19 protein-coding genes and 1 pseudogene are annotated in these 22,602 nt (G+C 63.8%); 15 read left to right on the top strand and 5 right to left on the bottom strand.

Translation table 11 applies throughout. The annotated features are described in order from the left end of the window. Nucleotides 1–238 precede the first annotated feature (238 nt). Entirely contained in the window at nt 239–493 is a 255-nt protein-coding gene (locus BLP76_RS11830; RefSeq protein ID WP_128290583.1) for a hypothetical protein, read from the top strand. Next, nucleotides 480–947, top strand: a complete 468-nt coding sequence (locus tag BLP76_RS11825; RefSeq protein ID WP_092813120.1) for a hypothetical protein — start codon at nt 480–482, stop codon at nt 945–947. The genes BLP76_RS11830 and BLP76_RS11825 overlap by 14 nt, the downstream gene beginning before the upstream one ends. 81 nt (nt 948–1,028) lie before the next feature. On the opposite strand, the gene BLP76_RS11820 is transcribed toward BLP76_RS11825, so the two are convergent. Then, complete coding sequence (locus BLP76_RS11820; RefSeq protein ID WP_092813117.1) at nt 1,029–1,814, bottom strand: SDR family NAD(P)-dependent oxidoreductase; 786 nt, start codon at nt 1,812–1,814, stop codon at nt 1,029–1,031. Between the two features lie 127 nt (nt 1,815–1,941). Between BLP76_RS11820 and BLP76_RS11815 the strand changes: the two genes are divergently transcribed. The 7 genes and pseudogenes from BLP76_RS11815 to BLP76_RS11785 all read left to right on the top strand — a co-directional run bounded on the left by BLP76_RS11815 (nt 1,942) and on the right by BLP76_RS11785 (nt 7,069). Further along, nucleotides 1,942–2,319: a YkvA family protein gene (locus BLP76_RS11815; RefSeq protein WP_092813115.1), complete on the top strand. Its 378-nt coding sequence runs from the start codon at nt 1,942–1,944 to the stop codon at nt 2,317–2,319. 212 nt (nt 2,320–2,531) lie between these two features. Further along, nucleotides 2,532–3,029 carry an invasion associated locus B family protein gene (locus BLP76_RS11810; protein WP_092813112.1) on the top strand — a complete coding sequence of 166 codons (498 nt, stop codon included), beginning with the start codon at nt 2,532–2,534 and terminating at the stop codon, nt 3,027–3,029. Nucleotides 3,030–3,132: 103 nt separating this feature from the next. Continuing rightward, nucleotides 3,133–4,380, top strand: coding sequence for a dual-specificity RNA methyltransferase RlmN (rlmN, locus tag BLP76_RS11805; RefSeq protein ID WP_092813735.1), 1,248 nt, complete (start codon nt 3,133–3,135; stop codon nt 4,378–4,380). A gap of 11 nt (nt 4,381–4,391) precedes the next feature. After that, the gene (locus BLP76_RS11800; protein WP_092813109.1) at nt 4,392–4,799 is read left to right on the top strand and encodes a hypothetical protein; all 408 of its coding nucleotides are present in this window, start codon (nt 4,392–4,394) and stop codon (nt 4,797–4,799) included. A gap of 110 nt (nt 4,800–4,909) precedes the next feature. After that, nucleotides 4,910–5,497: pseudogene (locus BLP76_RS11795) on the top strand (LemA family protein); the annotation flags it as partial. A gap of 126 nt (nt 5,498–5,623) precedes the next feature. Then, nucleotides 5,624–6,367: a TPM domain-containing protein gene (locus tag BLP76_RS11790; protein ID WP_092813103.1), complete on the top strand. Its 744-nt coding sequence runs from the start codon at nt 5,624–5,626 to the stop codon at nt 6,365–6,367. Nucleotides 6,368–6,376: 9 nt separating this feature from the next. Then, nucleotides 6,377–7,069: a TPM domain-containing protein gene (locus BLP76_RS11785; RefSeq protein ID WP_092813100.1), complete on the top strand. Its 693-nt coding sequence runs from the start codon at nt 6,377–6,379 to the stop codon at nt 7,067–7,069. Nucleotides 7,070–7,176: 107 nt separating this feature from the next. Here the strand turns inward: BLP76_RS11785 and BLP76_RS11780 are convergent, their stop codons facing one another. Beyond that, complete coding sequence (locus BLP76_RS11780; RefSeq protein WP_092813097.1) at nt 7,177–7,635, bottom strand: thermonuclease family protein; 459 nt, start codon at nt 7,633–7,635, stop codon at nt 7,177–7,179. Between the two features lie 156 nt (nt 7,636–7,791). On the opposite strand from BLP76_RS11780, the gene BLP76_RS11775 reads away from it, so the two are divergent. Then, nucleotides 7,792–8,025, top strand: coding sequence for a DUF4160 domain-containing protein (locus BLP76_RS11775; RefSeq protein WP_170130541.1), 234 nt, complete (start codon nt 7,792–7,794; stop codon nt 8,023–8,025). Between the two features lie 37 nt (nt 8,026–8,062). Further along, nucleotides 8,063–8,512 (top strand): hypothetical protein, encoded by a 450-nt coding sequence (locus tag BLP76_RS11770; RefSeq protein WP_092813091.1) that lies wholly within the window; start codon nt 8,063–8,065, stop codon nt 8,510–8,512. A gap of 21 nt (nt 8,513–8,533) precedes the next feature. Here the strand turns inward: BLP76_RS11770 and BLP76_RS11765 are convergent, their stop codons facing one another. Continuing rightward, the gene (locus BLP76_RS11765; protein ID WP_092813088.1) at nt 8,534–8,776 is read right to left on the bottom strand and encodes a DUF1674 domain-containing protein; all 243 of its coding nucleotides are present in this window, start codon (nt 8,774–8,776) and stop codon (nt 8,534–8,536) included. Nucleotides 8,777–8,894: 118 nt separating this feature from the next. Beyond that, nucleotides 8,895–10,958 carry a methyl-accepting chemotaxis protein gene (locus tag BLP76_RS11760; protein WP_092813085.1) on the bottom strand — a complete coding sequence of 688 codons (2,064 nt, stop codon included), beginning with the start codon at nt 10,956–10,958 and terminating at the stop codon, nt 8,895–8,897. 423 nt (nt 10,959–11,381) lie between these two features. Here BLP76_RS11760 and htpX point away from each other — a divergent pair, with 423 nt between their 5' ends. From htpX to purH, 4 genes are all read left to right on the top strand, one after another. After that, nucleotides 11,382–12,476, top strand: a complete 1,095-nt coding sequence (htpX, locus tag BLP76_RS11755) for a zinc metalloprotease HtpX (protein ID WP_092813082.1) — start codon at nt 11,382–11,384, stop codon at nt 12,474–12,476. Nucleotides 12,477–12,928: 452 nt separating this feature from the next. Further along, nucleotides 12,929–14,293, top strand: coding sequence for an RsmB/NOP family class I SAM-dependent RNA methyltransferase (locus BLP76_RS11750; RefSeq protein WP_244514561.1), 1,365 nt, complete (start codon nt 12,929–12,931; stop codon nt 14,291–14,293). A gap of 138 nt (nt 14,294–14,431) precedes the next feature. Next, the gene (locus BLP76_RS11745; RefSeq protein ID WP_170130540.1) at nt 14,432–16,048 is read left to right on the top strand and encodes a heparinase II/III family protein; all 1,617 of its coding nucleotides are present in this window, start codon (nt 14,432–14,434) and stop codon (nt 16,046–16,048) included. 52 nt (nt 16,049–16,100) lie between these two features. After that, entirely contained in the window at nt 16,101–17,705 is a 1,605-nt protein-coding gene (purH, locus tag BLP76_RS11740; protein WP_092813073.1) for a bifunctional phosphoribosylaminoimidazolecarboxamide formyltransferase/IMP cyclohydrolase, read from the top strand. Here the strand turns inward: purH and BLP76_RS11735 are convergent. Continuing rightward, nucleotides 17,677–22,587 (bottom strand): NAD-glutamate dehydrogenase, encoded by a 4,911-nt coding sequence (locus BLP76_RS11735; RefSeq protein WP_092813070.1) that lies wholly within the window; start codon nt 22,585–22,587, stop codon nt 17,677–17,679. The genes purH and BLP76_RS11735 overlap by 29 nt on opposite strands. Nucleotides 22,588–22,602: the final 15 nt, after the last annotated feature.

Below are 22,602 nucleotides of genomic sequence, written 5' to 3'. Positions count from 1 at the left end.
CATCCGAGCGTGACCGCGATCATCCGTCAGCGGAGGCCCAAGCAAAGCGGAGTTATTCGGCGCAGAGCGAGCCAAATATCGACCAGCCGCCCTTCGCCAGCCTGTTTCGTCGCGCGGGTTTCTCATTGTCGGCGCCTAGAGAACGGCGTAACGTACACATATAGATATTTGTCAGTGCAGGTTACTTGCCATGCCGCATAAGTTCAGGGGCAGCGACATACGCAACCTTGTGAAGGACGTGTTCGCGACTGAACTCGCCGACATGCGGATCGTGCAGATCAATGTGCGGGAGGAAAGCGGTCGCGACGGCGACGATCTCATCCGGATCGATGTGATCTTCGACGGACACGCCAAGGACGTCGACGCAGGCAAGCTATCGATGTTGACACGTCATATCCTTCCGAAGCTGCGCGACCTTGGCGAGTTCGGGTTTCCGTTGTTTTCGTTCATCGCACGCAACGAGGCGAAGGGTCTGATGGGTGAAGCCGCGTGACCTGCTCGAAACTGCGCGAGATCTCACCCGATCTGGCCATGGCAAGCCGCGCCAGGCGAATCTGAGACGCGCCACCAGCTCGGTCTATTACGCGCTCTTTCACACCCTGGCGAAGACAACTGCGGATCTGTTTATCGGTGGAACCGGGTCGGCCCGCAGCGATGCCGCTTGGCTTCAGGCCTATCGCGCACTCGATCACGGAACGGCGAAAAGCCGATGCAACAACACATCTGCGTTAGTTGGCTTTCCGCAAGAATTGCAGGACTTTGCACTGCGCTTCGTCGCAATGCAGGAGAAACGGCAAATTGCCGATTACGATCCGAGCGAAACTTTCTACAAATCTGACGTTTTGCTTGATATCGAGCAGACAGAAGCTGTGCTGGACAGGTTCGATAGGGTCCCCGCTCAAGCAAAGCGGGCGTTTGCAGCATTCCTCGTCTTGCGGACGCGGTAAGCTGACCTGCCCATCCACCGCGCAAATCACACCGGACAACCGCACCGGCTTTCGCCGGTGCAGGCGTCTGCACCCGCCCCCTCACCGCGGCGCGAGGCGGATCGCTCCATCGAGGCGGATCGATTCGCCGTTCATATAATCGTTCTCGCAGATGAACTTCACGACATGCGCATATTCGTGCGCCTGACCGAGACGTTTCGGAAACGGCACGCCGGCGGCGAGGCTCTCGCGCACTTTCTCCGGCATGCCGGAGACCATCGGCGTCTCGAACACGCCGGGCTGAATGGCGCAGACGCGAATGCCGTATTCGGTGAGGTCGCGCGCGACCGGCAGCGTCATGCCGAGAACGCCGCCCTTGGAGGCGGCATAGGCCGCCTGGCCGATCTGCCCGTCCGTCGCCGCCACCGAAGAGGTCATGACGATGACGCCCCGGCAGCCGTCCGCCGTGATCGGCTGCAACTGCGACATCTCCGGAACCGATTGCGCGATCATCTGGTAGGTGCCGATGAGGTTGACCTCCACCACCTTGCGGAACGAGGCCATGTCGTGCGCCTTGAGCTCGCCCGTCTTGCGGTCGGTGCCAAGCGTCTTGCGCCCGAGCGCGATGCCGGCGCAATTCACCAGGATGCGCTCCACGCCATGCGCCTTGCGCGCTGCCTCGAAGCCCGCCGCGACGCTTGCGGCATCGGTCACGTCGACCGGCACGAACGTTCCGGCGATGTCGCCCGCCGTCATCCGGCCGCGCTCCTCGTTCATGTCGAAGATCGTCACCCGCACGCCCTGATGGGCGAGCATGCGCGCCGTCGCCTCGCCGAGGCCCGAAGCCCCGCCGGTCACGATCGCTGCGATATCGGAATTGAGCTGCATTCTGTCCTCCCCTTTAAACCCGCCGGGCGGGCTCTTCTCCCTCGCTCAGCCTCCTCTTAGCCAAGCCCCGCGTCTTGCGAAAGGACCACTCGCGCCCCAATTGAACACGATCAGATGGGAGCGCCAGATGGCACGTACGGTACCTGATATCGAGATTCTCGGCCCGGAGGATGCGGCCGACAAGGAAGCGGAAATCAAGCGCCGGTTCTGGCCGACGGTCAGGAAGGCGCTGCGCACAATTCCCTTCATGCACGAAGTTGTGTCGGCCTATTACGCCATGCTCGATCCGCGCACGCCGACACGCGCCAAGCTGACGGTGGTCGCAGCCCTCGCTTATTTCGTCTCCCCCTTCGACCTCGTGCCGGATTTCATCGTCGGCCTTGGTTTTCTCGACGACGCCTCGGTTCTGGCTGCAGCGCTGGCCGCCGTCTCCTCCTCCATTCGCGAGGAGCATCGCACCGCCGCAACGACGGCACTTGAGGAAGAAGTGGGCGCCGAAGCCTGAGGAAACGCCCCCTCCGTCAAAATCTGGCCGTTTTTTCCCAAACAACACTCCCGGCATCGAGCCGGTCAAACGGATGCCGGCAGGCTTCGCCTGTGGCCTACGCTCGGTTCATGATTTAGTAACCACGATGACGCATCTCTAGAGCGACCATCACGACCGACGCCTCGCCGATGCGGCGCGGCTTCGTAGAAACCATCGATTGCGGGACAGGCATGCTAAGGACATTTCTGACGAGCCTCTTTTTGATCGTCGCGACCGCAGCCTTCGCTCAGACGCCGAATTCGCTGGGTCAGTTCAACGATTGGACGGCCTGGAGCTATCCGGGCGACAAGGGCACCGTCTGCTTCATCCACTCAACTCCGAAGAAGGAGATGCCGTCGAATCTCAATCACGGCAAAGTCGCCTTCTTCGTGCGCACAAGTCCGGCTGAGAACATTGGCCATGAGGCGAATTTCGTCGTCGGCTACGCCTTTGAGGACAAGTCGACGGTGACCGTCGACATCGACGGCAAGAAGTTCACGATGTTCACCAAGGGCGACAGCGCCTGGCTTCTGAACGAGGCCGAGGAGCCGCAGCTCTATGCGGCGATGAAGAGCGGGCGCCAGATGACGGTGACCGGGACATCGCGCCGCGGCAACGAGACGAGCTATCAATTCTCCCTTTCCGGGGTGACGGCGGCGAGCAACAAGGTCGCTTCCGAATGTAAATAACGGCCACAAGCCGAGATTTTCGAAGCGGACCGTCCTGCGGGCGGTCCGTTTTCGTTTGCATGAGCCTGTGCTAAGACCCACCTTCGACACCGCCATGAACGATATGAGCCTTGCCACACCCGCGGCTGCGCCGCGCTTCGACGCGTCTGCACAGCCGCTTTCCACGGATGTTTCCGCCGTCCGCCGCTCCCTCGTCGGCCTGAGCCGCGAGGAGCTCGCCGATGCGCTGGGCGAAATTGGCGTGCCGGAACGGCAGCGCCGCATGCGCGTCAACCAGCTCTGGCACTGGCTCTATCTGCGCGGCGCCACCTCCTTCGACGCCATGACCAATATGGGCAAGGAGCTGCGCGCCGCTCTCGGCGACACCTTTGCCATTGCCCGCCCGGAAATCGTCTCCGAGCAGATTTCCGTCGACGGCACGCGCAAATGGCTGATGCGGTTTCCGGCGCAAGGCGCCGATCGTCCCGGCCCGACGGCGGGCCGCCCGGTCGATGTGGAAACCGTCTATATCCCCGAAGAGGGCCGCGGCACGCTCTGCGTGTCGAGCCAGGTCGGCTGCACCTTGAACTGCACCTTCTGCCACACCGGCACGCAGAAGCTCGTGCGCAACCTGACGCCCGGCGAGATCGTCTCGCAGATCCTGGTGGCACGCGAGCGCATCGGCGATTTTCCCGATCTCGCCACGCCGCAGGGAGCGATCGTCCCGACGGAAGGCCGCCTCGTCTCCAACATCGTCATGATGGGCATGGGCGAGCCGCTTTATAATTTCGAGAATGTGCGCGACGCGCTTCTGATCGCCTCCGATGGCGAGGGCCTGTCCCTGTCGAAGCGGCGCATCACGCTGTCGACTTCGGGCGTGGTGCCCGGCATTTTCCGCACCGGTGAGGAGATCGGCTGCATGCTGGCGATTTCGCTCCATGCCGTGCGCGACGATCTTCGCGACGAGATCGTGCCGATCAACCGCAAATGGCCGATCGCCGAGCTTCTCGACGCCTGCCGCGCCTATCCGGGCCTGTCGAACGCCCGGCGCATCACCTTCGAATATGTGATGCTGGAGGGCATCAACGATTCGCTCGCCGAGGCGAAGGAGCTCGTGCGGCTCCTCAAAGGCATCCCGGCGAAAATCAATCTCATCCCGTTCAATCCCTGGCCCGGTAGCCCCTATCAATGCTCCGACTGGGATCAGATCGAGCGTTTCGCCGAGGTGGTGAACCGCGCCGGCTACGCCTCGCCGATCCGCACCCCGCGCGGGCGTGACATCTTCGCCGCCTGCGGCCAGTTGAAGAGCGCTAGCGAGCGCCTCAAAAAGCGCGAGCGCGAAACAGCGCCGGCGCTTGCGGCGGAAGGCTGAGCGCCTCCGGCATGGCCCGGATCTGGCGGATCATCCTCCTCATACCGATCGCTTTCATCGCCGCCTGCTGGGCGGCGGCGACGGTTCTGTATTTCTCCGTCCCGCCGGAGCTTCATCCCGGTGAGCCGCTTCAGGATTACGCCTTCAAGGCGGCCCTCGTCTCCTTCTTCGCGGCCTTTGTCGTCGGCGCCGTCGCAGGCATCCCCTCCTTCCTGATGATCTTGTTTGCCGAAAGCTTCGGCTGGCGCTCGCTCATCCTGCATCTCGTCTTCGGCGCGGTGGTCGGCTCGGCCGCGACCATCCTCGGTATTGCCGGGCCGCCGGCGTCCGAATTCTCCGACATTGCCATCTTCGCCGCCGCGGGCACGGTCGGCGCCTTCGTCTATTGGCTTCTCGCAGGACGCCGTGCCGGCGCTTAGGCGGGTGCAATCCGCGGCAAATTCCCACCTTTTGGCCAAATCACCCACGATTGTCGCTTGCGCCCCAAACATGCGGCACTACCTTTCGCCCGCACTCACCGGAGGTTTTCATGCGCCCGCTCACCGGCCTTCGCATCGCTTTCATCGGCTTCGTGGCCATCTTTCTCGCCTCTTGCGGCGTCAACACCATTCCGACCTACGAGGAACAGGCGAAGGCCGCCTGGAGCCAGGTCGAGAACCAGTATCAGCGCCGTGCCGATCTCGTCCCGAACCTCGTTGAGACGGTGAAGGGCTTTGCCCGGCAGGAAAAAGACGTCCTGACCTCCGTCGTGGAGGCCCGCTCCAAGGCGACGCAGACCAATCTCAACGTCGATCCGACGGATCCGGAAGCCATGCGCCGCTATCAGGAGGCGCAGGGCGAGCTCGGCGCCGCCCTCGGCCGGCTTCTCGCCATCACCGAGAATTATCCCGATCTCAAATCCAACCAGAACTTCCTGGCGCTGCAATCGCAGCTCGAAGGCACGGAAAACCGCATCGCGGTGGCGCGCCGCGACTACATCGAGGCCGTGCGCAAATACAACACCGAGCTCAAGACCTTCCCGGGCCGGCTCTGGGCGGCGACGCTTTATTCCGGCTACGAGCCCATGGCGAATTTCGAGACCGCACCTGAAAACGCCAACGCCCCGCAGGTCGATTTCGGCGGCAGCAATGCGCCGGGGGTGAATTTCAATGCCCCGGCCAACGAGACCGCTCCCGCCAACGAGAACCAGCCGGCCAACGAGCCCGCGACCGGCACCGGCAATTGATCTGAGACGAGAGACGTTTTGCGCGCCCTTATTGCTGCTTTTCTGATCCTCGCTGCGCCGGCCTTTGTCGCGCCGGCCGCCGCCCAGGATTTCCCGAAACTCACCGGCCGCGTCGTCGATGCGGCCGATCTCCTCTCGCCGACGCAGGAGGCGGAGCTCGTCGCCCTTTCCGACGATCTCGAAAAGAAAACCTCCGACCAGCTCGTGATCGCCACCGTCCCCTCTCTCGACGGCCGCTCCATCGAGCAATATGGCGTCGATCTCGGCCGCGCCTGGCAAATCGGGCAGAAGGACAAGGACAACGGCGTCCTTCTCCTCGTCGCGCCCAACGAGCGCCAGGTGAGGATCGAGGTCGGCTACGGCCTTGAGCCCACCCTCACCGATGCGATCTCCAAACTCATCATCGAAGGCTCCATCATCCCCCGCTTCAAGGCGGGCGATTTTCCAGGCGGCATCAAGCGCGGCGTCGAAGACATCGTCACCGTCCTCGCCGGCGACCGCGCAGCCTGGGTGGAGCGCGCCAAGGAGCGTGAGCCGCAAGGCGATATGGGCCCCGCCATCGTCACCATGATCTTCATGGCGGTCTTCTTCATCATCATGTTCTCCGGCCTCTTCGGGCCGCGCGGGCGCGGCCGGCGCCGCACCGGCGGCTTTATCGGGGGCCTCAACAATTACGGCGGCGGCTTTGGCGGCGGCGGCGGCGGCGGATTTTCCGGCGGCGGCGGCTCCTTCGGCGGCGGCGGCTCGTCGGGCAGCTGGTAGGAGACGGACATGGCCATTCTCGATCCCACCGAACACACCCGCGTCGCCGAAGCGATCCGCGCGGCCGAAAGCGGCACCTCCGGCGAGATCTTCGCCGTGGCGGCAGAGACGAGCGACAGCTATCGCTTCATCCCGCTTCTCTGGGCGGCCCTTGCCAGCCTCTTTGCCGGCATTGCCGTCGCCTTTCTCTACCCGCTCGCCGAAGCCTGGCTCACGGCGCCTGCGCCCGGCAATGAATGGCTCGCTCAATCGGCGGACCTCTGGGGCGACGGCCTCGATGCGCGCGTCGTCGCGGCCGGCCAGATCGTGCTCGTGATCCTTCTCGGGCTCCTCGCCTCGCTGCCCTCGCTCCGGCCCCTCCTGGTGCCGGAATTCGTCCGCCGCCAGCGCGCCGAACGCCACGCCATGCAGCAATTCATGGCCCACAATCTCCACGAAACCGCCGGCCGCACCGGCATCCTGATCTTCGTGTCCGTGGCGGAACGCTATGCGGCGATCATCGCCGATCAGGGCATCGACGCCCATGTCGACCAGAGCATCTGGGACGAGATCGTGGCCGAGCTCATCGAGGACAGCCGCAAGGGTGCCCTTGCCGACGGCCTGGTAAAGGCGATCTCAGCCTGCGGAAAAATCCTCGCCGAGCATATTCCCGCGGGCGCGGAAAATCCCAACGAACTGCCCGACAAGCTCGTCGAAGTCTGAAGCCAACCGGCATCAGAAATCGGGGCGCGTCAGAAAACGAGGCATGTCAGAGATCGGGGCGGCCGGCCAAGCCGCCGCCCCGCCGCCGCCTCGTCGAACATCGGGGCTCACTCGCCCTTGAGTGAAAGCTGTCCGCACCAGCTATCGCGATGGCCGCCGGCATAGGCCCGCACCAGCCCCTCCTGCAGCAGCAGCGCGCCGAGATCGCGGCCCTTCGCATCGCGCACATCCGCAACCACCCGCCCGCCATATTTGTCGCCCTCCACCTCGCTCAAGGTGACGGCCGGATCGGTGACGAGCGCGGCGAGCGCATCCGTCGCCGCCAGAGCCTGCAACTTTTCCGCCAGGCAACGCGCGCGAAGCTCCGGCGCGTCGATGCCGCGAAGCCGCACCAGAACCCGCACCTCCTGGTCGAGCCAGATCGTCGCCCGCACCGCCAGCGTATCGCCATCGACGACACGCTCCACCACCGCCCGGTAGAGCCCCGGCAGCTCGGAACCCGCTGCAGCCGGAAAGGCCGTCGAGAAAAGAACCGAAACCGACAGGGCGAATCGCAATAGGAACATGTTCCTATAATAGCGGATGCCGGTTAATTGACAATATGCGATTGCCTGCGGGGAGCGCAGTCGATTGAAATCGGTCGGACCGCGCGATCATAAAGGCGCTGGACGTCGTTCCCCATCTGGAAAACTATGCAATCATTGCATAGATTGGGTTCACACATGCCGACCGTTCAGTCCTTCGCGGCGTGCAAGCTGGTGATTTACGCTGACGACCATCTTCCTCCCCATTTTCACTTGAAGAGTCATGGATGGTCATGCGTCGTCGATATCCGCTCATTGCAGATCACCCGCGGCTCGTCCCCAGTGGGCGGAACGAAAGAGGCACTGGAATGGGCGGGGAAGAACAAGGCACTGCTGATGCAAAAATGGGGTGAGTACAATGAGCGCGATTGAGTCCTTGCCTCAAGCTTCGGGCCGGGATCCGAGGCCAATGCCACGCCTTGCGGCGGCTCGTCCCCTTGCCGGTCTCAGTGTTGCGGTGGACTGGGCAGAAGGGCCGCGCCGGGGCCGTTCTGAAATCATCGACCTCTCGCCGCTGATCGGCCAGTTCAGGATTTACGCGCCGCTTCGCGACGATCCTGCCCTTTTCGCCGACCTCGTTCTTGCCGATGAGGGTGAGACGCTCGAATGGGATGGCGGCCGGATCGATATGGCTGCCACGAGCGTGGAACGTCTCGCGGAAGAACAGATGACCGGGGCCGATTTCGAGGCGTTCTTGAGGCGCAATAATCTCACCCGTCACGCCGCAGCAGCCGAGCTCGGCCGCAGCCTGAGAGCGATCCAAGGCTATGTCGCATCGCAAAGCCCGATCCCCCGCGTCGTGGCCCTCGCCTGTCGCGGCTTTGAAGCCGGCAAACACGCCGGCTCGTCTTCCCCCTGATCAATTTGCCCTGATCAGGATTCAAAAATCGATCGCGCGGCCTTTGCGCTCCCAGTCGCCGAAGCGCACCGGCTCGGGGCCTTCTGCCCCGTTCAATTCTTTGGCCCGGGCCGCCTCTGCGGCGGCACGCGCCTCGGCCTCTTGTCTGCGGCGCTCTTCGGCTTCGGCGAGAGCTCGTTTGGCGGCCTCCGGAAGCTCACGGCGCGGCGCCGCCGTTTCGGCCTGAATTCCCTCTTCGGAGGATTTGTTCGAAGCCTCGTTCATCCTCGTCTCCCTGGCTGATCGCCTCGTCACGCATCGATATCTAGCAATCCCGGCCGGTCATTTCGACCGACCGGGAGAGAGCTTCGGATATCTTTTCGGTGAGGCGACCTGCCGCCCCTTACGCGGCGCGCACATCCTCCAGGAATTCGCGCACCATGGCCCGCAGCGAGCCGGCATGCTGGTTGAGCTCCTCGGCGGCCGACAGCACCTGGCCCGAAGCGGAGCCCGTCTCGCCCGCCGCCTGCGTCACGCCGACGATGGTGCTCGACACCTCCTGGGTGCCGGACGCCGCCTCATGGACGTTGCGGGCGATCTCCTGGGTGGCCACGTTCTGCTCTTCCACCGATCCGGCGATCGCGACAGTGACCTCGCTCACCTCCTGAATGGCGGCGACGATATTCTCGATCGCCTCCACGGCGCTGCCCGTTCCGGTCTGCACATCGCCGATCTGCCGGCTGATGTCTTCGGTGGCCTTCGCCGTCTGCGTGGCGAGGCTTTTCACCTCGGCGGCAACGACCGCAAAGCCCTTGCCGGATTCGCCGGCTCTCGCCGCCTCGATCGTCGCATTGAGCGCAAGCAGGTTCGTCTGGTTGGCGATATCGGCGATCAGGTGCACGACCTCGTCGATCTTCTTCACAGAGGCGGCAAGCCCCTGCACCACGCCGCGGCTCTGCTCGGCACTGTCGCTCACGGTCTTCGCCATGTCGGTCGATTGCTGCACCTGACGGGCAATTTCCTGGACGGAGGACGACAATTCTTCGGCCGCGGCCGAGACGGTCTGCACATTCGTCGAGGCCTGTTCGGAAGCGGCGGCAACCGTGGTCGCCTGGCTGCTCGTTTCCTCCGCGATCGCCGACATGTTCTGAGCGGTGAGCTTGAGTGTCGTGGCGGACGCCCCGACCGTTTCGAGAATTTCCGAAACCGCCTCGTCGAAGCGGGCGTTGAGCGCCTCGATCCGGCTTGCCCGCTTTTCCCTCAGCTCCCGCTCGCGGGTCTGCTCGGCGGCAAGTTCTTCCGCCTTGATCATGCTCACCTTGAAATCGGAAAGGGCGCTGTTGATGTCGCCGATCTCGTCGTTACGGTCGGTATCGACGATCGGCGTATCGAGATGCCCGCCCTGGAGCGCGCGGATCGTGCCGACGCTGCGTGCCAGCGGCCGGCGGATCATGCGGTGCGTCAGGAGCGCAAGCACCGCCCCAAGCAGCACCACCAGCGCCAATCCTCCGATCACGAGCCATTGCGACAGCTGGTGCGCCGGGCGCAGGATAACCGCCTCCGGCACCGAGACGATGACCGCCCAATTGCGCCCGAAATCCTGGATCGGCGTCGGTACGATAATGTGAAGGATACCAGCCTCGTCACGCACGAGCTGCCGGGTTCCCTCACTCAGCGCCTTGTCGATCCCGGTCGCCAGCTCCGGCGCCGTCTCGCGGACGGACTTGCCGAGATTTTCCGCTTCGTCCGTCGCCGTCCACAACCCGCCATGCGACACGAGGCGCACATGGCCGACATCATAAGGATGGATCGCGCCAAATTCCTTCGAAAGACCCGAAAGCTCGATATCGACGCCCGCTACGCCGACCGTCTTCCCATCGACCTCGAGCGGAAACGCGGCCGAAGCCAGCATGATGTCCTTGCCGTCGATCGTGTAGATCGTCGGGTCCGTCATGAAGGCGCGGCCGCTCTGGAAAGGCTCCTGATACCACGGCAGATCGGTGTTTCCCGCGCTCGTCGCCTGCAGGCCGGAACCGTAATTGTAGTAATAGGGTGCAAAGCGGCCGGTTGCGGTCTGCGTCTTGACGCCGGCCTGGCCTGCCAGCTCTGCGTCGCGTCCGTCGAAGAGGTTCGGCTCGAACACGAGCCAGGCTCCCGCGAGAGCGGCATCCCGCTCCATCATCTGCTCCAGGAGCCGCGTTGCGCCGGCGCGTTCACGATACCCCGTCTCCATCAACGCCTCGACCGAACTGTCGAGGGTCTTGGCGGTCTGCATCATTCCGCCGAGCCGGCTGCGCACATTCTGCGCTTGCGCCTGCCCGGTCTCTTCCAGCCGCTGCGTCGCCAGCTCGTTGACCGAATTCGTGACGAAAGTGGAGATCGTGGCGATCCCGATGATTAAAAGAAAAGCGATAAGGCCGACGCTCGCCAGGGCGAGACGTAACCCGATCGACCGAAACTTCGACATGTAACCCCCTCGAGGTGACGTTGCAGAACTTCGTGGGACGGTTCGTGAGAATTCGCGGCGAGCCCGCTTCCAGCGTTTTTACCGAAAGCCTGCTCCGCCCTGCCAATTCGCCCAAAACCGACCGTGCAACGGCGGCAAGGTTCACAAGATAACTGGTGCCGGGCTTGCGTGACGTTGCGTCAGAGATCTTGCCGAGGTGAATCCAAAGTGCGTTCGGCGCCTTCCGGGTGCGCCCCGAATGCTGGAAAATTGTGCAGAAGAACCGACGAACGCGTCCTCCGGAGACTGGGATGACTGTTCGATGACGGCTGAAGAACCTGATTTGACGTGGCTTTCTCCGCCTCGTTCGAGTTGCGGATTGAAGCCGGCTCCTCGACACCCAAAATATGCAGACACGCCATTTGTGGGTCGGAGCAAAAGACGATGAACATGATGAAGACGGCCATGTTGCTGGCCGCCCTGACCGCCCTTTTCATGGGCGTCGGCTATCTCGTCGGCGGTTCCGGAGGTGCCTTCATCGCCTTTCTCGTCGCCGCCGGCATGAACCTCTTTTCCTATTGGAACGCCGACAAGCTCGTCCTCAAAATGCACAATGCGCATGAGGTCGACGAACGTTCGGCGCCCGACTTCGTCGGCATGATCCGCCAGCTTGCAGAGCGCGCGGATCTGCCCATGCCGAAAGTCTATCTCATCGACAGCGACCAGCCGAACGCCTTCGCCACCGGCCGCAATCCGGAAAACGCAGCGGTCGCGGCGACGACCGGGCTGTTGCAGCAGCTCAGCCACGAAGAGGTGGCGGGCGTCATGGCGCATGAGCTCGCCCATGTGAAAAACCGCGACACCTTGACGATGACGATCACGGCGACGCTCGCCGGTGCGATTTCCATGCTCGGCAATTTCGCCCTCTTCTTCGGTGGCTCGCGCGACAACAATTCGCCTTTCGGTTTCGCGGGCGTGCTCCTCGCCGCGCTGACGGCGCCCTTCGCCGCGATGCTGGTGCAGATGGCGATCTCGCGCACGCGCGAATATTCCGCCGACCGCGACGGGGCGGCGATCGCCGGCAATCCGCTCTGGCTCGCCTCCGCGCTCGGCAAGATCGCGGGTTCCGCAAAGCGCCGTCCGATGATGAGTGCGGAGCAAAATCCCGCTTCCGCGCATCTCTTCATCATCAATCCCCTGTCGGGTGCGCGCATGGACAACCTCTTCTCCACGCACCCCTCGACGGAAAACCGCATCGCCGCCTTGCAGGAGATGGCCTCAGGCGGCGGCGGGCCAGAAATTCCGCGCCAATCCTCCCGCCCCGCAATGGAGCCGGCGGCGGCCCCGTGGGCATCGTCGGGCCCGGGTGCATCGTCGGGCCCGGGTGCATCGTCCGGCCCTTGGGGATCGAGCGGAGAAGGGACGCCCGCGCGCGGATCGACGGCCCAGGGATCCATCAGGAGTGAGCCGGCACGCGGCGGCGCAACCACGGGCACGGTGCCGCAGACCGGCCGCAAGCGCCGCGGCCCCTGGGGCTGAGCGCGCTGGGTTGCTGAGTAGCTGAGTGGTCGAGTGGGGTGAGTGGCCGAATGGGGTGAGCGCGCCGGCCGGAAAGACCGGCATCGCCCACCATAGGGCAGACGCGACCATCTTTTGACCATTCCTGCATGCGACACGCAGAAGGAAGCTTTGAACGGCGCCATCCCTGGGGTGGCGCCGTCGCTTTGCGGCGTGGCTGCCGCAGGGCTGCGATGCGACGATGGCCAAGAGCAGGTCGCGCGGTTAGGAAGACAGGATGACGACAGAGAATCGGCGAGCCGCTCATGAGCGCTGACGAGAGCGCGCGTCGCGATGTCCGCGAACCGCACGACACGCAGGAAAGCCGCGCCGCATCCCGGCCGCAGCCGCAACGCCCTGGCGCAGGCCAGAGCGCAGGCAATGGCCGCGGCAACAGCGCAGGCAGCAGCATAGGCAACAGCGGAGGCAAGGGCTTGAGAAAGACGGGCGCCAAGACGAGCGCCAAGACGAGTGGAAGAGGCACGGCCCAGCCTGGCCCTCCAGGCCTTGCCGCACGCGATGCCGCGACCGCCATCCTGCTCAAAGTGGTGCGCGACGGCTCTCCTCTCGGCCCCCTTCTGGAGGCCGGCGGCGCGCCGGGCTTTCGTGCCCTGTCGGCGCAGGACAAGGGGCTCGTGCGCGCGATCCTCGATGCGGCGCTGCGCCACCGCGGCGCCATCGAGGATGCGATCCGCAAGCGCCTGGAACGCCCGCTCGATGAGAAAGCCCACCGCCTGTCCGCACTCCTGCATCTTGGTGCCACGCAAATCCTATATCTCGACGTCCCCGACCACGCGGCGATCAATCTCGCCGTGACGGCGGCCGGCCGCGACCGGCGCACCGCCAAGACCAAGGGGCTCGTCAATTCCGTGCTGCGCCGCATCGCCCGCGAGCGCAGCGAGATCCTGGCCTCCGCGGCTTCCGTGAAGGGCGCGCCCGACTGGCTGATCGCGCGATGGGAGAAAAACTGGGGTCCGGAGCGCACCGCCGCGATCCTTGCCGCCCATGCCGACGCACCGCCGCTCGATCTGACGCCGAAATCCGATCCGGCCGAACTTGCCGAACGTCTGTCGGGCGATCTTCTGCCGAATGGCAGCATCCGTCTCGATCGCCTCCACACCGTTTCCAAACTCCCCGGCTACGACAGCGGGGATTGGTGGGTGCAGGATGCGGCCGCCGCAATCCCCGCCCGTCTCCTCGGGGATATCTCGGGCAAGCGCGTTGCCGATCTCTGTGCCGCACCCGGCGGCAAGACAGCGCAGCTTGCAGCCGCCGGTGCCATCGTCACCGCGGTGGAGAAATCCGCCTCGCGCATGCGCCGGCTCAAGGGCAATCTTGAAAGATTGCGTCTCTCGGCGGAATTCGCCGAGGCTGACGTTTTTTCCTTCCAGCCCGCGGAATCCTTCGATTTTATCCTTCTCGACGCGCCTTGCTCGGCGACGGGCACCATTCGCAGGCATCCGGATCTGCCGTGGACGAAGCGCGAAGACGACATCGTGACGCTGCGCGAGCTCCAGCAAAAGATGCTGGCGCAGGCCGCTAACTGGCTGAAACCAGGCGGGATTCTCGTTTATGCCACCTGTTCTCTTGAGCTCGAGGAGGGCGAGGAGCAGGCCCACATTTTTACCAAGAGCCACGACATGTTCGAGCCGATGCCGCTCAAGACCGCGGAATTCCCCGAGCTTCAGGACTTTTGCACGCCTGAGGGTTTCTTCCGCTCGCTGCCTGGAATGGCGTTTGGTGGCGACGCGCGCGGCGTCGACGGCTTCTTCGCCGCCCGCTGGCGGCGGCTCAATTGAGCGAAAAAGCAGTGGGCGCGCGGTTTCCGGGCCTCCCGCCTCGCTTGCCAAGAATCGCAAACCCCGTTACGCGCCAATAATATGGCACCCCTGGCCTCGAGCGACCGATGGAGGCTGACGCTCTCACGCGCCGAACGCGTGAGCCGCCGTCTCCGCTTGGGCACGCTCATCGGAACACCCGCTTTCATCGGTGGCGGCGGCAGATCACAGCTTTTGATTGCCCCGCCCGACCTCAGAACCGCCGATCCGACGATCGCGGAAGAGGTCTATTCGGGCCGATTTTCCTTTGCAGGACAATGGGTTGAAACGAAGGGAAAGTCGCCCTTCGAAATGATCCCGCCAAGCTCGGACTGGGCTGAAGAGCTGCACGGCTTCGGCTGGCTGCGGCACCTGAAGGCGGCCGCCACACCGGTTGCCCGCTCCAATGCGCAGGTCATCGTGCACGATTGGATGAGTGCCGAAAGGCGCCATCATGCCGTCGCCTGGGAACCACCGGTGGTGGCCCGGCGCACCATGTCGCTTCTGTCGCAATCGGCGCTGGTGCTCGAAGGCGCCGACCACGATTTCTACCGCCTTTACGTGCGCTCCATGCTGCGCCACGCGCATTTCCTGCGCAAATCCTTCTATGCCGCCGAGCCGGGCCTCCCGCGCCTGCAGGTCGCGATTGCACTTGCCATGGCCGGGCTTTGCCTGTCGCGTCAGGAACGCCACGCCAAGCGTGGGCTGGAGCGTGTAAGTCACGAGATTGGCGTGCAATTCCTGCCCGATGGCGGCCATATCTCCCGCTCTCCCGCGGCGATCCTGGAAGCGCTTCTCGACCTTCTGCCCCTGCGCCAGACGGTGGTGGCGCGCGGCCAGCACCCCCCGGAAGCGATCCTGGGTGCGATCGACCGCGCCATGCCGATGCTGCGTTTCTTCCGCCATGCCGACGGCGCCTTTGCCCAGTTCAACGGTGCGTCCGCGGGCGGCCGCGATCAGCTCTCCACCGTGCTGGCCTATGACGAGGCACTCGGCAAACCCGTCGCCTCCGCCCCCTACTCGGCCTTCGAACGCCTCGAAGCCGGGGACGCGGCCTTGATCGTCGATGCCGGCACGCCGCCGCCGCTCGCCTTCAGTGCCGAAGCGCATGCCGGCACCCTCGCCTTCGAATTCTCCCACAACGGTCAGCGCCTTATCATCAATTGTGGAGCACCCCGCGCCCGCTATGAAGCCCTGAGGCGCGCCGCGCGCCTGACAGCGGCGCATTCCACAGCCACGCTCGCCGATACGTCCTCGAGCCGATTGGAAGCCGAAGGGGAACGCGTCCTCCTTGTCAGCGGACCGAAGCGTGTCGAGAGAAACCGCCGCCAGGAGAAAGACGGCACGATTTTGCTCGAACTATCCCATGACGGCTACGCAAAGACTCTGGGTTTCGTGCACAGGCGCCAGCTTGTCCTCTCAGGCGACGGTCTCACGCTGGAAGGGCGTGACCTCTTTGAGGGAAATGGTTCAGAGCGAACCCCCTTCGACATCCGCTTTCATCTGGAGCCGAGCGTCGGGGTCGAAGTGCCCGAAGACACGGACCTGCCGCCGCATATCGATCTCGTTCTGTCCGACGGCGCAGTCTGGCGCTTCACCGCCGATCAACCTCTGGCTCTTGAGGAAAGCACGATTTTTTCTCTGTCCAGAGGGTCCGGCCGCAGCCTGCAGATTGTGGTGAGCGGCGAGGTCGGCGATGCACACGCTGTCGCCTGGAGACTTGCGCGCCTCGCCTGAGGGATTAAGACCGGACGCTCTTCCATTCTTCGCGACGTCCCCGAGGCTCACCATGTCGGTTTCTTCCAAAAAGGGCTCTTCCGGTCCTGAACGCGTTGTCGTCAAACGCGCCCTTATATCTCTTTCCGATAAGACCGGAGCGGTCGAGTTCGCCAAGGCGCTCGTTACCGCCGGCGCCGAAATCCTGTCGACCGGTGGCACGGCCCGGGCGCTCAAAGAGGTCGGACTGCCGGTCAAGGACGTGAGCGAAGTGACCGGGTTTCCTGAGATCATGGACGGGCGCGTGAAGACGCTGCATCCGGCGGTCCATGGCGGCATCCTTGCGATCCGCGACGACGCCGAGCACCAGGCTGCAATGCAGGAGCACGGGATCGGGCCGATCGATCTTGTCGCGATCAACCTTTATCCCTTCGAAGAGACGGCCGCCAAAAGCAGTGACGCACTCGAGATCATCGAAAATATCGACATCGGCGGACCGGCGATGATCCGCGCCGCGGCCAAGAATGCCGCCTTTGTTGCCGTTGTGACCGATCCGGCTGATTATGGCCGTGTCGCCGAGGCCGTCGCCGCGGGCGGTGTCGACAAGGCGTTGCGCCGCGAGCTTGCGGCAAAAGCCTTTGCGCGCACCGGCGCCTACGATGCGGCGATCTCCACCTGGTTCGCCGAGCAGTCGGAGACGGAGTTCCCCGAGCGTATGGTGTTCGCCGCAACGCGCGCATCGGAGCTCCGCTATGGCGAGAATCCGCATCAGAAGGCGGCGCTTTATTCGACCGACAAGAGCAAACCCGGCGCGGCCAATGCCCGCCTCGTCAACGGCAAGCCGCTTTCCTACAACAATTTGAGCGATGCCGACGCAGCCTTCCAGCTTGCCGCCGATCTCGACCCGGAAAGGCCGGCGATCGCCATTATCAAGCACGCCAATCCCTGCGGCGTCGCTGTCGCGGACACGTTGGCAGAGGCACATGCCAAAGCGCTGATCTGCGATCCCGTATCCGCCTACGGCGGCGTCGTCGCCGCGAACCGGAAGCTCGACGAGGCTGCGGCCAAGGCCATCACCGCTCTCTTCACTGAGGTCGTCATCGCGCCCGACGCCGATGAGGAGGCACTCCAGATCCTCAAGGCGAAGGCCAACCTCCGTGTGCTTCTGACGGGCTCCGCCATGCCGGCGACAGGCATGATGGTGAAGTCGATTGCCGGAGGCCTTCTGGTCCAAGAGATCGATGCCGCTCAGGTCAAGATGGCGGATCTCAAAGTGGTCACGAAGCGCGAACCGACCGAGCAGGAGCTCGCCGATCTCATCTTTGCCTTCCGTATCTGCAAACATGTGAAATCGAATGCGATCGTCTATGCGAAAGACGGAGCCGCTGTCGGCATCGGCGCTGGCCAGATGAGCCGCGTCGATTCCGCCCGCATTGCCGCCTGGAAGGCGCAGGAAGCGACCCGGGCCGCAGGGCTGGAAGACGCTCTGACCCGTGGCTCTGTCGTCGCCTCGGATGCCTTCTTCCCCTTCGCCGACGGGCTTCTGGCCGCCGCCGAAGCGGGCGCCACGGCAGTTATTCAGCCAGGCGGATCGCTGCGCGATCAGGAAGTGATCGACGCCGCCGACGAGGCAGGTCTTGCGATGGTATTCACAGGCCTTCGCCACTTCCGGCATTGATCTTCGACGACGGCAGGCGGCCTGCAAGGTCCGCCTGCTGTTCCGCAAGCTCAGCGAGAAGGCTCGCCGCGACGGTGGCCTTGGCCGTCGTCGCACGGCCATCGGCGAGGATCACGGCAACCCGGCTCGCGGTCGCGCTGACATTGCGGCCATATTCCGCTTCCCAGGCGGAGACGTCCGGGAACCCTCCGTTGGCATAGGAGAGAACGTCGAGAGCGAGCACGCGGTGCGCGGAGGCGAGCTGATCACGCGCTTTCTCAGTCGCCAGATTCTCGTAATAATCGGGACTTTCGACAGCGAGGATCATCGCCTCCAGCCTGGAAAAGCAGAAGCGATCGGCGACTTCGAAATAGGCAGCTGCAGCTGCTTCGATCGGTCGGTCGCAGCGTTCCGCGATGAGTGCCACATCGATCGCGTTGGCAAGTTCGGGCAGGATGGCGAGCTCCTCGGCAAGCTCATCCGGAACGCCTGCCTCGACGAGCCAGGCTTTCCGCGACTTGACCGCATTTGCGGCGAATTCCGGCAGGAGGTCGGGCAGCAATTGTCGCAACGCCTCCAGCGTCTCCTGAAAACGCTCAACCACAGCACCAATGCCCGACCGGAGATCGACATTGCGCAGGAACCAGCCGATGCGGTCGAGAAGCACATCCTGCACCCTCAGATAGAGCTCAAGCTGCAGCTGGCCGCCAATCTTGTTGTCGAGGGCTTCGAGTTCCGCATGCAGGCGCTGCATGGAGAAAGCATCGCGTACGGCCGTGTAAGCCCGGGTGATGTCGGCCGGCGTCGCGCCTGTGCGGTCTCGCAGCCGAACGATCGCGGTGGGCCCGCCGCGGTTGATGAGCGAATTGGCGAGCTGCGTGGCGATGATCTCCCGCCTCAGACGATGTCCTGAAATCTCATCGCCAAACCGCTCCTGCATATTCTCCGGGAAATAGCGGAAGAGTTCGCGCGCGAGATATTCATCGTCGGGGATGTCGCTTGCCACGAGTTCATCAAAGAGAACGATCTTGGCGTAGGAGAGAAGAACGCCAATCTCCGCCCGGGTCAGTGGCCGGCGCTGAGCTTGGCGCTCCGACAGCGTGGAATTGTCCGGCAAGACTTCCACCGCCCGATCGAGTCGGCCCGCCGCTTCAAGTTCGTTCATGAAACGCGCCTGATTGGCGAGGGCGTCGAGGCCGCGCATCTGTTCCAGACTGATGGCGAGTGTCTGTTGGATATTGTTGCGTAAAACGAGGTCGGCGACCTGGTCGGTCATCGCGGCCAGACAACGGTTGCGCTCCTCCAGCTCCAGCTTGCCCGACCTTAGCGAGGGCGCCAGAGCAATCTTGATATTGACCTCAAGATCGGAGGAGTTGACGCCACCGGAATTGTCGATCGCATCGGAATTGCAGCGCCCGCCGCGCAGGCCGTAATCGACACGCGCCTGGGGCGTCATGCCGAGATTGGCACCTTCCCCGACCACCCTCGCACCGACCTCTGCAGAGGTGACGCGGATCTGGTCGTTCGTCTTGTCGCCCACTTCGGCATCGCTCTCGTGCGGCGCCCGCACATAGGTGCCGATGCCGCCGAACCACAAAAGATCGACCTGCGCCTTCAAAATGGCGCGGATGACCTCATTGGGGCGCGCCGATGTACCGGAAAGGCCCAGAAGCGCACAGATCTCGGGCGAAAGCGGCACAGTCTTGTCATGGCGCGAGAAGACACCACCGCCCTTGGAGACGAGGCTCGTGTCGTAATCCTTCCACGACGAGCGCGGGAGTTCGAACAGCCGCTGACGCTCCTTGAAGCTCGCCTCGAGGTCTGGATCGGGATCGATGAAGATGTCACGGTGGTCGAAGGCGGCGACGAGCCGGATCGAACGCGACAGCAGCATACCATTGCCAAAGACATCGCCCGACATGTCGCCGACGCCGGCGACCGTAAAGGGCTCGCTCTGGATATCGTGGTCGACCTCGCGGAAATGTCGCTTCACCGCCTCCCACGCGCCGCGGGCAGTAATACCCATTTCCTTGTGGTCATAGCCGGCCGAGCCGCCGGAGGCGAAAGCATCGCCGAGCCAGAACCCATGAGCCTCTGAGACGGCGTTGGCTGTATCGGAGAAGGTTGCCGTGCCCTTGTCGGCTGCAACGACAAGGTATGGATCGTCCTCGTCGTGACGTACGACGTCTTCAGGCGGAATGACCTCGTCACCCTCAAGATCGTCGGTGAGTGCAAGCAACCGATCGACGAAGGCGACATAAGCGTCGCGTCCCGCTTCGAAGATTTCCTCGCGGCTGCCTTCCGCCGGCAGGAGCCGTGGGAAGAATCCGCCCTTCGCTCCGACCGGCACGATAACGGCGTTCTTCACCTGCTGTGCCTTGACGAGACCGAGAACCTCAACGCGAAAATCTTGCGGCCGATCCGACCACCTGAGACCCCCACGGGCGACGGGTCCGAACCGCATATGCACACCTTCGACTTGTGGTGAATGCACAAAAATCTCGCGGAACGGACGAGGCGGCGTGAGGAAAGCGAGGTCACGCGGCTTGAGTTTGATGGTGATGGCGAGCGGCGGCGCGCCTGCGGCATCCCTCTGGAAATAATCGGTCCGCTTGGTCGCGAGAATGACGGCGCGATAGGCGCGCAGAATCGTATCCTCGTCGAGACTGTCCACGCGGTCGAGCGGACCATCTAGCGCTTTTTCCGCATCAGCCTCGGCGGCCTCACGATCCTCGATCGTGGGATCGAAACGCGCCCGGAAGCGGTCCACGAGAAGGCGTGCCAAAAGCGCGTTGCGGCCGAGCGTGTGCCAGATGTAGTCGAGCGAATAAGGAAGCTGGGTCTGCCGCAGATACCGCCCGATGGTGCGCAGCAGCGCAGCCTCGCGCCAGGTGATGCCGGCGGAGAGGACAAGCGCGTTGAAGCCGTCATTGTCGGCGCGTCCAGCCCAAACGGCACTGATCGCCTCCTGGAGCCGTGAAGCGGCATCGCCGACAGGGTCGACCTCGCCGGAACCCGCTTCATCCTTGGCGGCAAGCGTCATGTCATGGATATAAACGGCCGAGCCGGTCGCCGGACGAACCAGATAGGTGCGCTCGTTGACGACCGCGAAACCGAGATTTTCCAGAAGCGGCACGCGTCGCGACAACGGGATCGGCGCCTCGAGATGATGGAAGCGCAAAGCCGTGCGCCTCAATCCGCCGGCAATGCGCCGGTGAAAATGCGCTGCAATCACCGACCGGTCGGAAAGCTCACGACCGATGCGGATGTCTTCAACGGCATCTTGCGGGGTGAAGGCCGCCTGATATTCGCGCCCGAAGGCTTCCCGATACTCTCCGAAGAGCTCGGTTCGCTGCGGAAAGGCGTTGGCGAGCGCCTCGCGCAGCCCGTCTTCGAAGGTGCGGGTGATGGCTCGAATGCGCGCCTCGACCTCACCCTGATCCGGATCCACGGGAGCCGTTTCTGGGTCGCGGGCCTCACGCGCCACGATGAAATGCACGCGGGCGAGATGGCCCTCTGGGAAAGCCGGATAGGCGGCGGAGATCCGCCCGTCATACATCTCCGCCAGCGCCTCGCCGATTTTGGCACGGATGTCGGAGGAATAATGGTCTCTCGGCACATAGACGAGGACGGAGACGAAGCGGCCGAACTTGTCGGCCCGGCTGAGTGCACGCACGCGCGGACGCTCCTGCAGATGCAGGACAGCCATCGCCTGATCGTAGAGCGTGGAAAGATCGGCCTGGAAAAGCTCGGTGCGCGGAAAACTCTCCAGAATGTTTAGGAGCGTGCGGCCGGAATGGCTGAAGGGGTCGAAGCCCGCGCGCTTCAGGATCTGATCGACCTTGCGGCGGATATAGGGAATCGATTGGACGGAGCGGGTGAACGCGCTTGAGGTGAACAGGCCAACGACGCGCAATTCCCCCGTCACGCGGTTGTGGTCGTCGAAAATCTTGACGCCGATATAGTCCATATGGTCGCGGCGATGCACGCGCGCACGGACATTGGCCTTCATGATGATGAGCGGCTCCGGGCTCATCAGGAATTCCTGGATCTGCGGCGTCATGGTGACGAGTTCGGTGCCACGGCGCAGTACTTTTACCTCGGGGTCGCGCAGCAAGCCGAGCCCCTCACCATGGGCGTGGTCGAGTGCGCCGCCCGAATCCTGCTCGTAGGTGAACTCGCGCGTACCCAGGAAAGTGAAATTGTCGTCCTCGAGCCATTCCAAAAGGGCGATCGCCTCTTCCAGTTCATCCTCGTCGAGCTCTGGCGGGTCGACGCGGTAATCTCGGATTGCCATGCGCAAGCGGTCGCGCATGGCGCGCCAGTCTTCGGTCGCAACCCGCACTTCCTGCAGAAGGCGTTTCAAAGACGCCGCGAGCTCGCTTTTCGCCGCCTCGTCGGGGAGGCGTGCAATCTCGATATGCAGAAAGCTCTCCCGGTTTGGCCGGCCCTTTGATTCCGCGCCCGCGGCTGCGAACTCAATCAGGCGGCCTGCCTCGTCGCGCGACACTTCAAAGATCGGATGCAGGACGAGATGGATCGGCTGGCCGGCCGCCTGGATCTCACCGAGGACTGAATCGAAGATAAACGGCCGGTTCTTGCCGACGATATCGATCGCGGTAACGGGGCGGCCGCGCTCGTCGGCCGCATCGATGTCTCTCAGGCTAACCTTCGGCACATTGGCGTCGCGCTGAGCGATGAAAGCGAAAGCGGCCTTGGCAATGCCCGCCAGGCTTTCGGCCGGATAAACGGTGATATCCTCGCCCGCGGCATGTGCAAAAAAGATCTCAGCGAAGCGTTTGAGTGGCGCGGCGTCGATTCCCGCCTCTTCGGCCTCTGCCTCAAGCCTCGCTGTGGCATCTTCGATGCGTTTTTTCTTTTCTGGCTCGTAGCGGTCGGGCATTGGGTCTCCTCGCCT

The organism is Afifella marina DSM 2698 (genome assembly GCF_900102695.1).
Classification (GTDB): Bacteria; Pseudomonadota; Alphaproteobacteria; order Rhizobiales; family Afifellaceae; genus Afifella; species Afifella marina.
Note: the sequence above shows the minus strand (reverse complement) of the source record. Positions and strands in the feature narration are given on the sequence as shown.

What these genes read in the sequence shown, in the direction of transcription:
- BLP76_RS11820 (WP_092813117.1), bottom strand. Translation starts at nt 1,814, where the DNA reads ATGCAGCTCAATTCCGATATCGCAGCGATCGTGACCGGCGGGGCTTCG.
- BLP76_RS11815 (WP_092813115.1), top strand. Translation starts at nt 1,942, where the DNA reads ATGGCACGTACGGTACCTGATATCGAGATTCTCGGCCCGGAGGATGCG.
- BLP76_RS11810 (WP_092813112.1), top strand. Translation starts at nt 2,532, where the DNA reads ATGCTAAGGACATTTCTGACGAGCCTCTTTTTGATCGTCGCGACCGCA.
- rlmN (WP_092813735.1), top strand. Translation starts at nt 3,133, where the DNA reads ATGAGCCTTGCCACACCCGCGGCTGCGCCGCGCTTCGACGCGTCTGCA.
- BLP76_RS11800 (WP_092813109.1), top strand. Translation starts at nt 4,392, where the DNA reads ATGGCCCGGATCTGGCGGATCATCCTCCTCATACCGATCGCTTTCATC.
- BLP76_RS11785 (WP_092813100.1), top strand. Translation starts at nt 6,377, where the DNA reads ATGGCCATTCTCGATCCCACCGAACACACCCGCGTCGCCGAAGCGATC.
- BLP76_RS11780 (WP_092813097.1), bottom strand. Translation starts at nt 7,635, where the DNA reads ATGTTCCTATTGCGATTCGCCCTGTCGGTTTCGGTTCTTTTCTCGACG.
- BLP76_RS11775 (WP_170130541.1), top strand. Translation starts at nt 7,792, where the DNA reads ATGCCGACCGTTCAGTCCTTCGCGGCGTGCAAGCTGGTGATTTACGCT.
- BLP76_RS11770 (WP_092813091.1), top strand. Translation starts at nt 8,063, where the DNA reads ATGCCACGCCTTGCGGCGGCTCGTCCCCTTGCCGGTCTCAGTGTTGCG.
- BLP76_RS11765 (WP_092813088.1), bottom strand. Translation starts at nt 8,776, where the DNA reads ATGAACGAGGCTTCGAACAAATCCTCCGAAGAGGGAATTCAGGCCGAA.
- BLP76_RS11760 (WP_092813085.1), bottom strand. Translation starts at nt 10,958, where the DNA reads ATGTCGAAGTTTCGGTCGATCGGGTTACGTCTCGCCCTGGCGAGCGTC.
- htpX (WP_092813082.1), top strand. Translation starts at nt 11,382, where the DNA reads ATGAACATGATGAAGACGGCCATGTTGCTGGCCGCCCTGACCGCCCTT.
- purH (WP_092813073.1), top strand. Translation starts at nt 16,101, where the DNA reads ATGTCGGTTTCTTCCAAAAAGGGCTCTTCCGGTCCTGAACGCGTTGTC.
- BLP76_RS11735 (WP_092813070.1), bottom strand. Translation starts at nt 22,587, where the DNA reads ATGCCCGACCGCTACGAGCCAGAAAAGAAAAAACGCATCGAAGATGCC.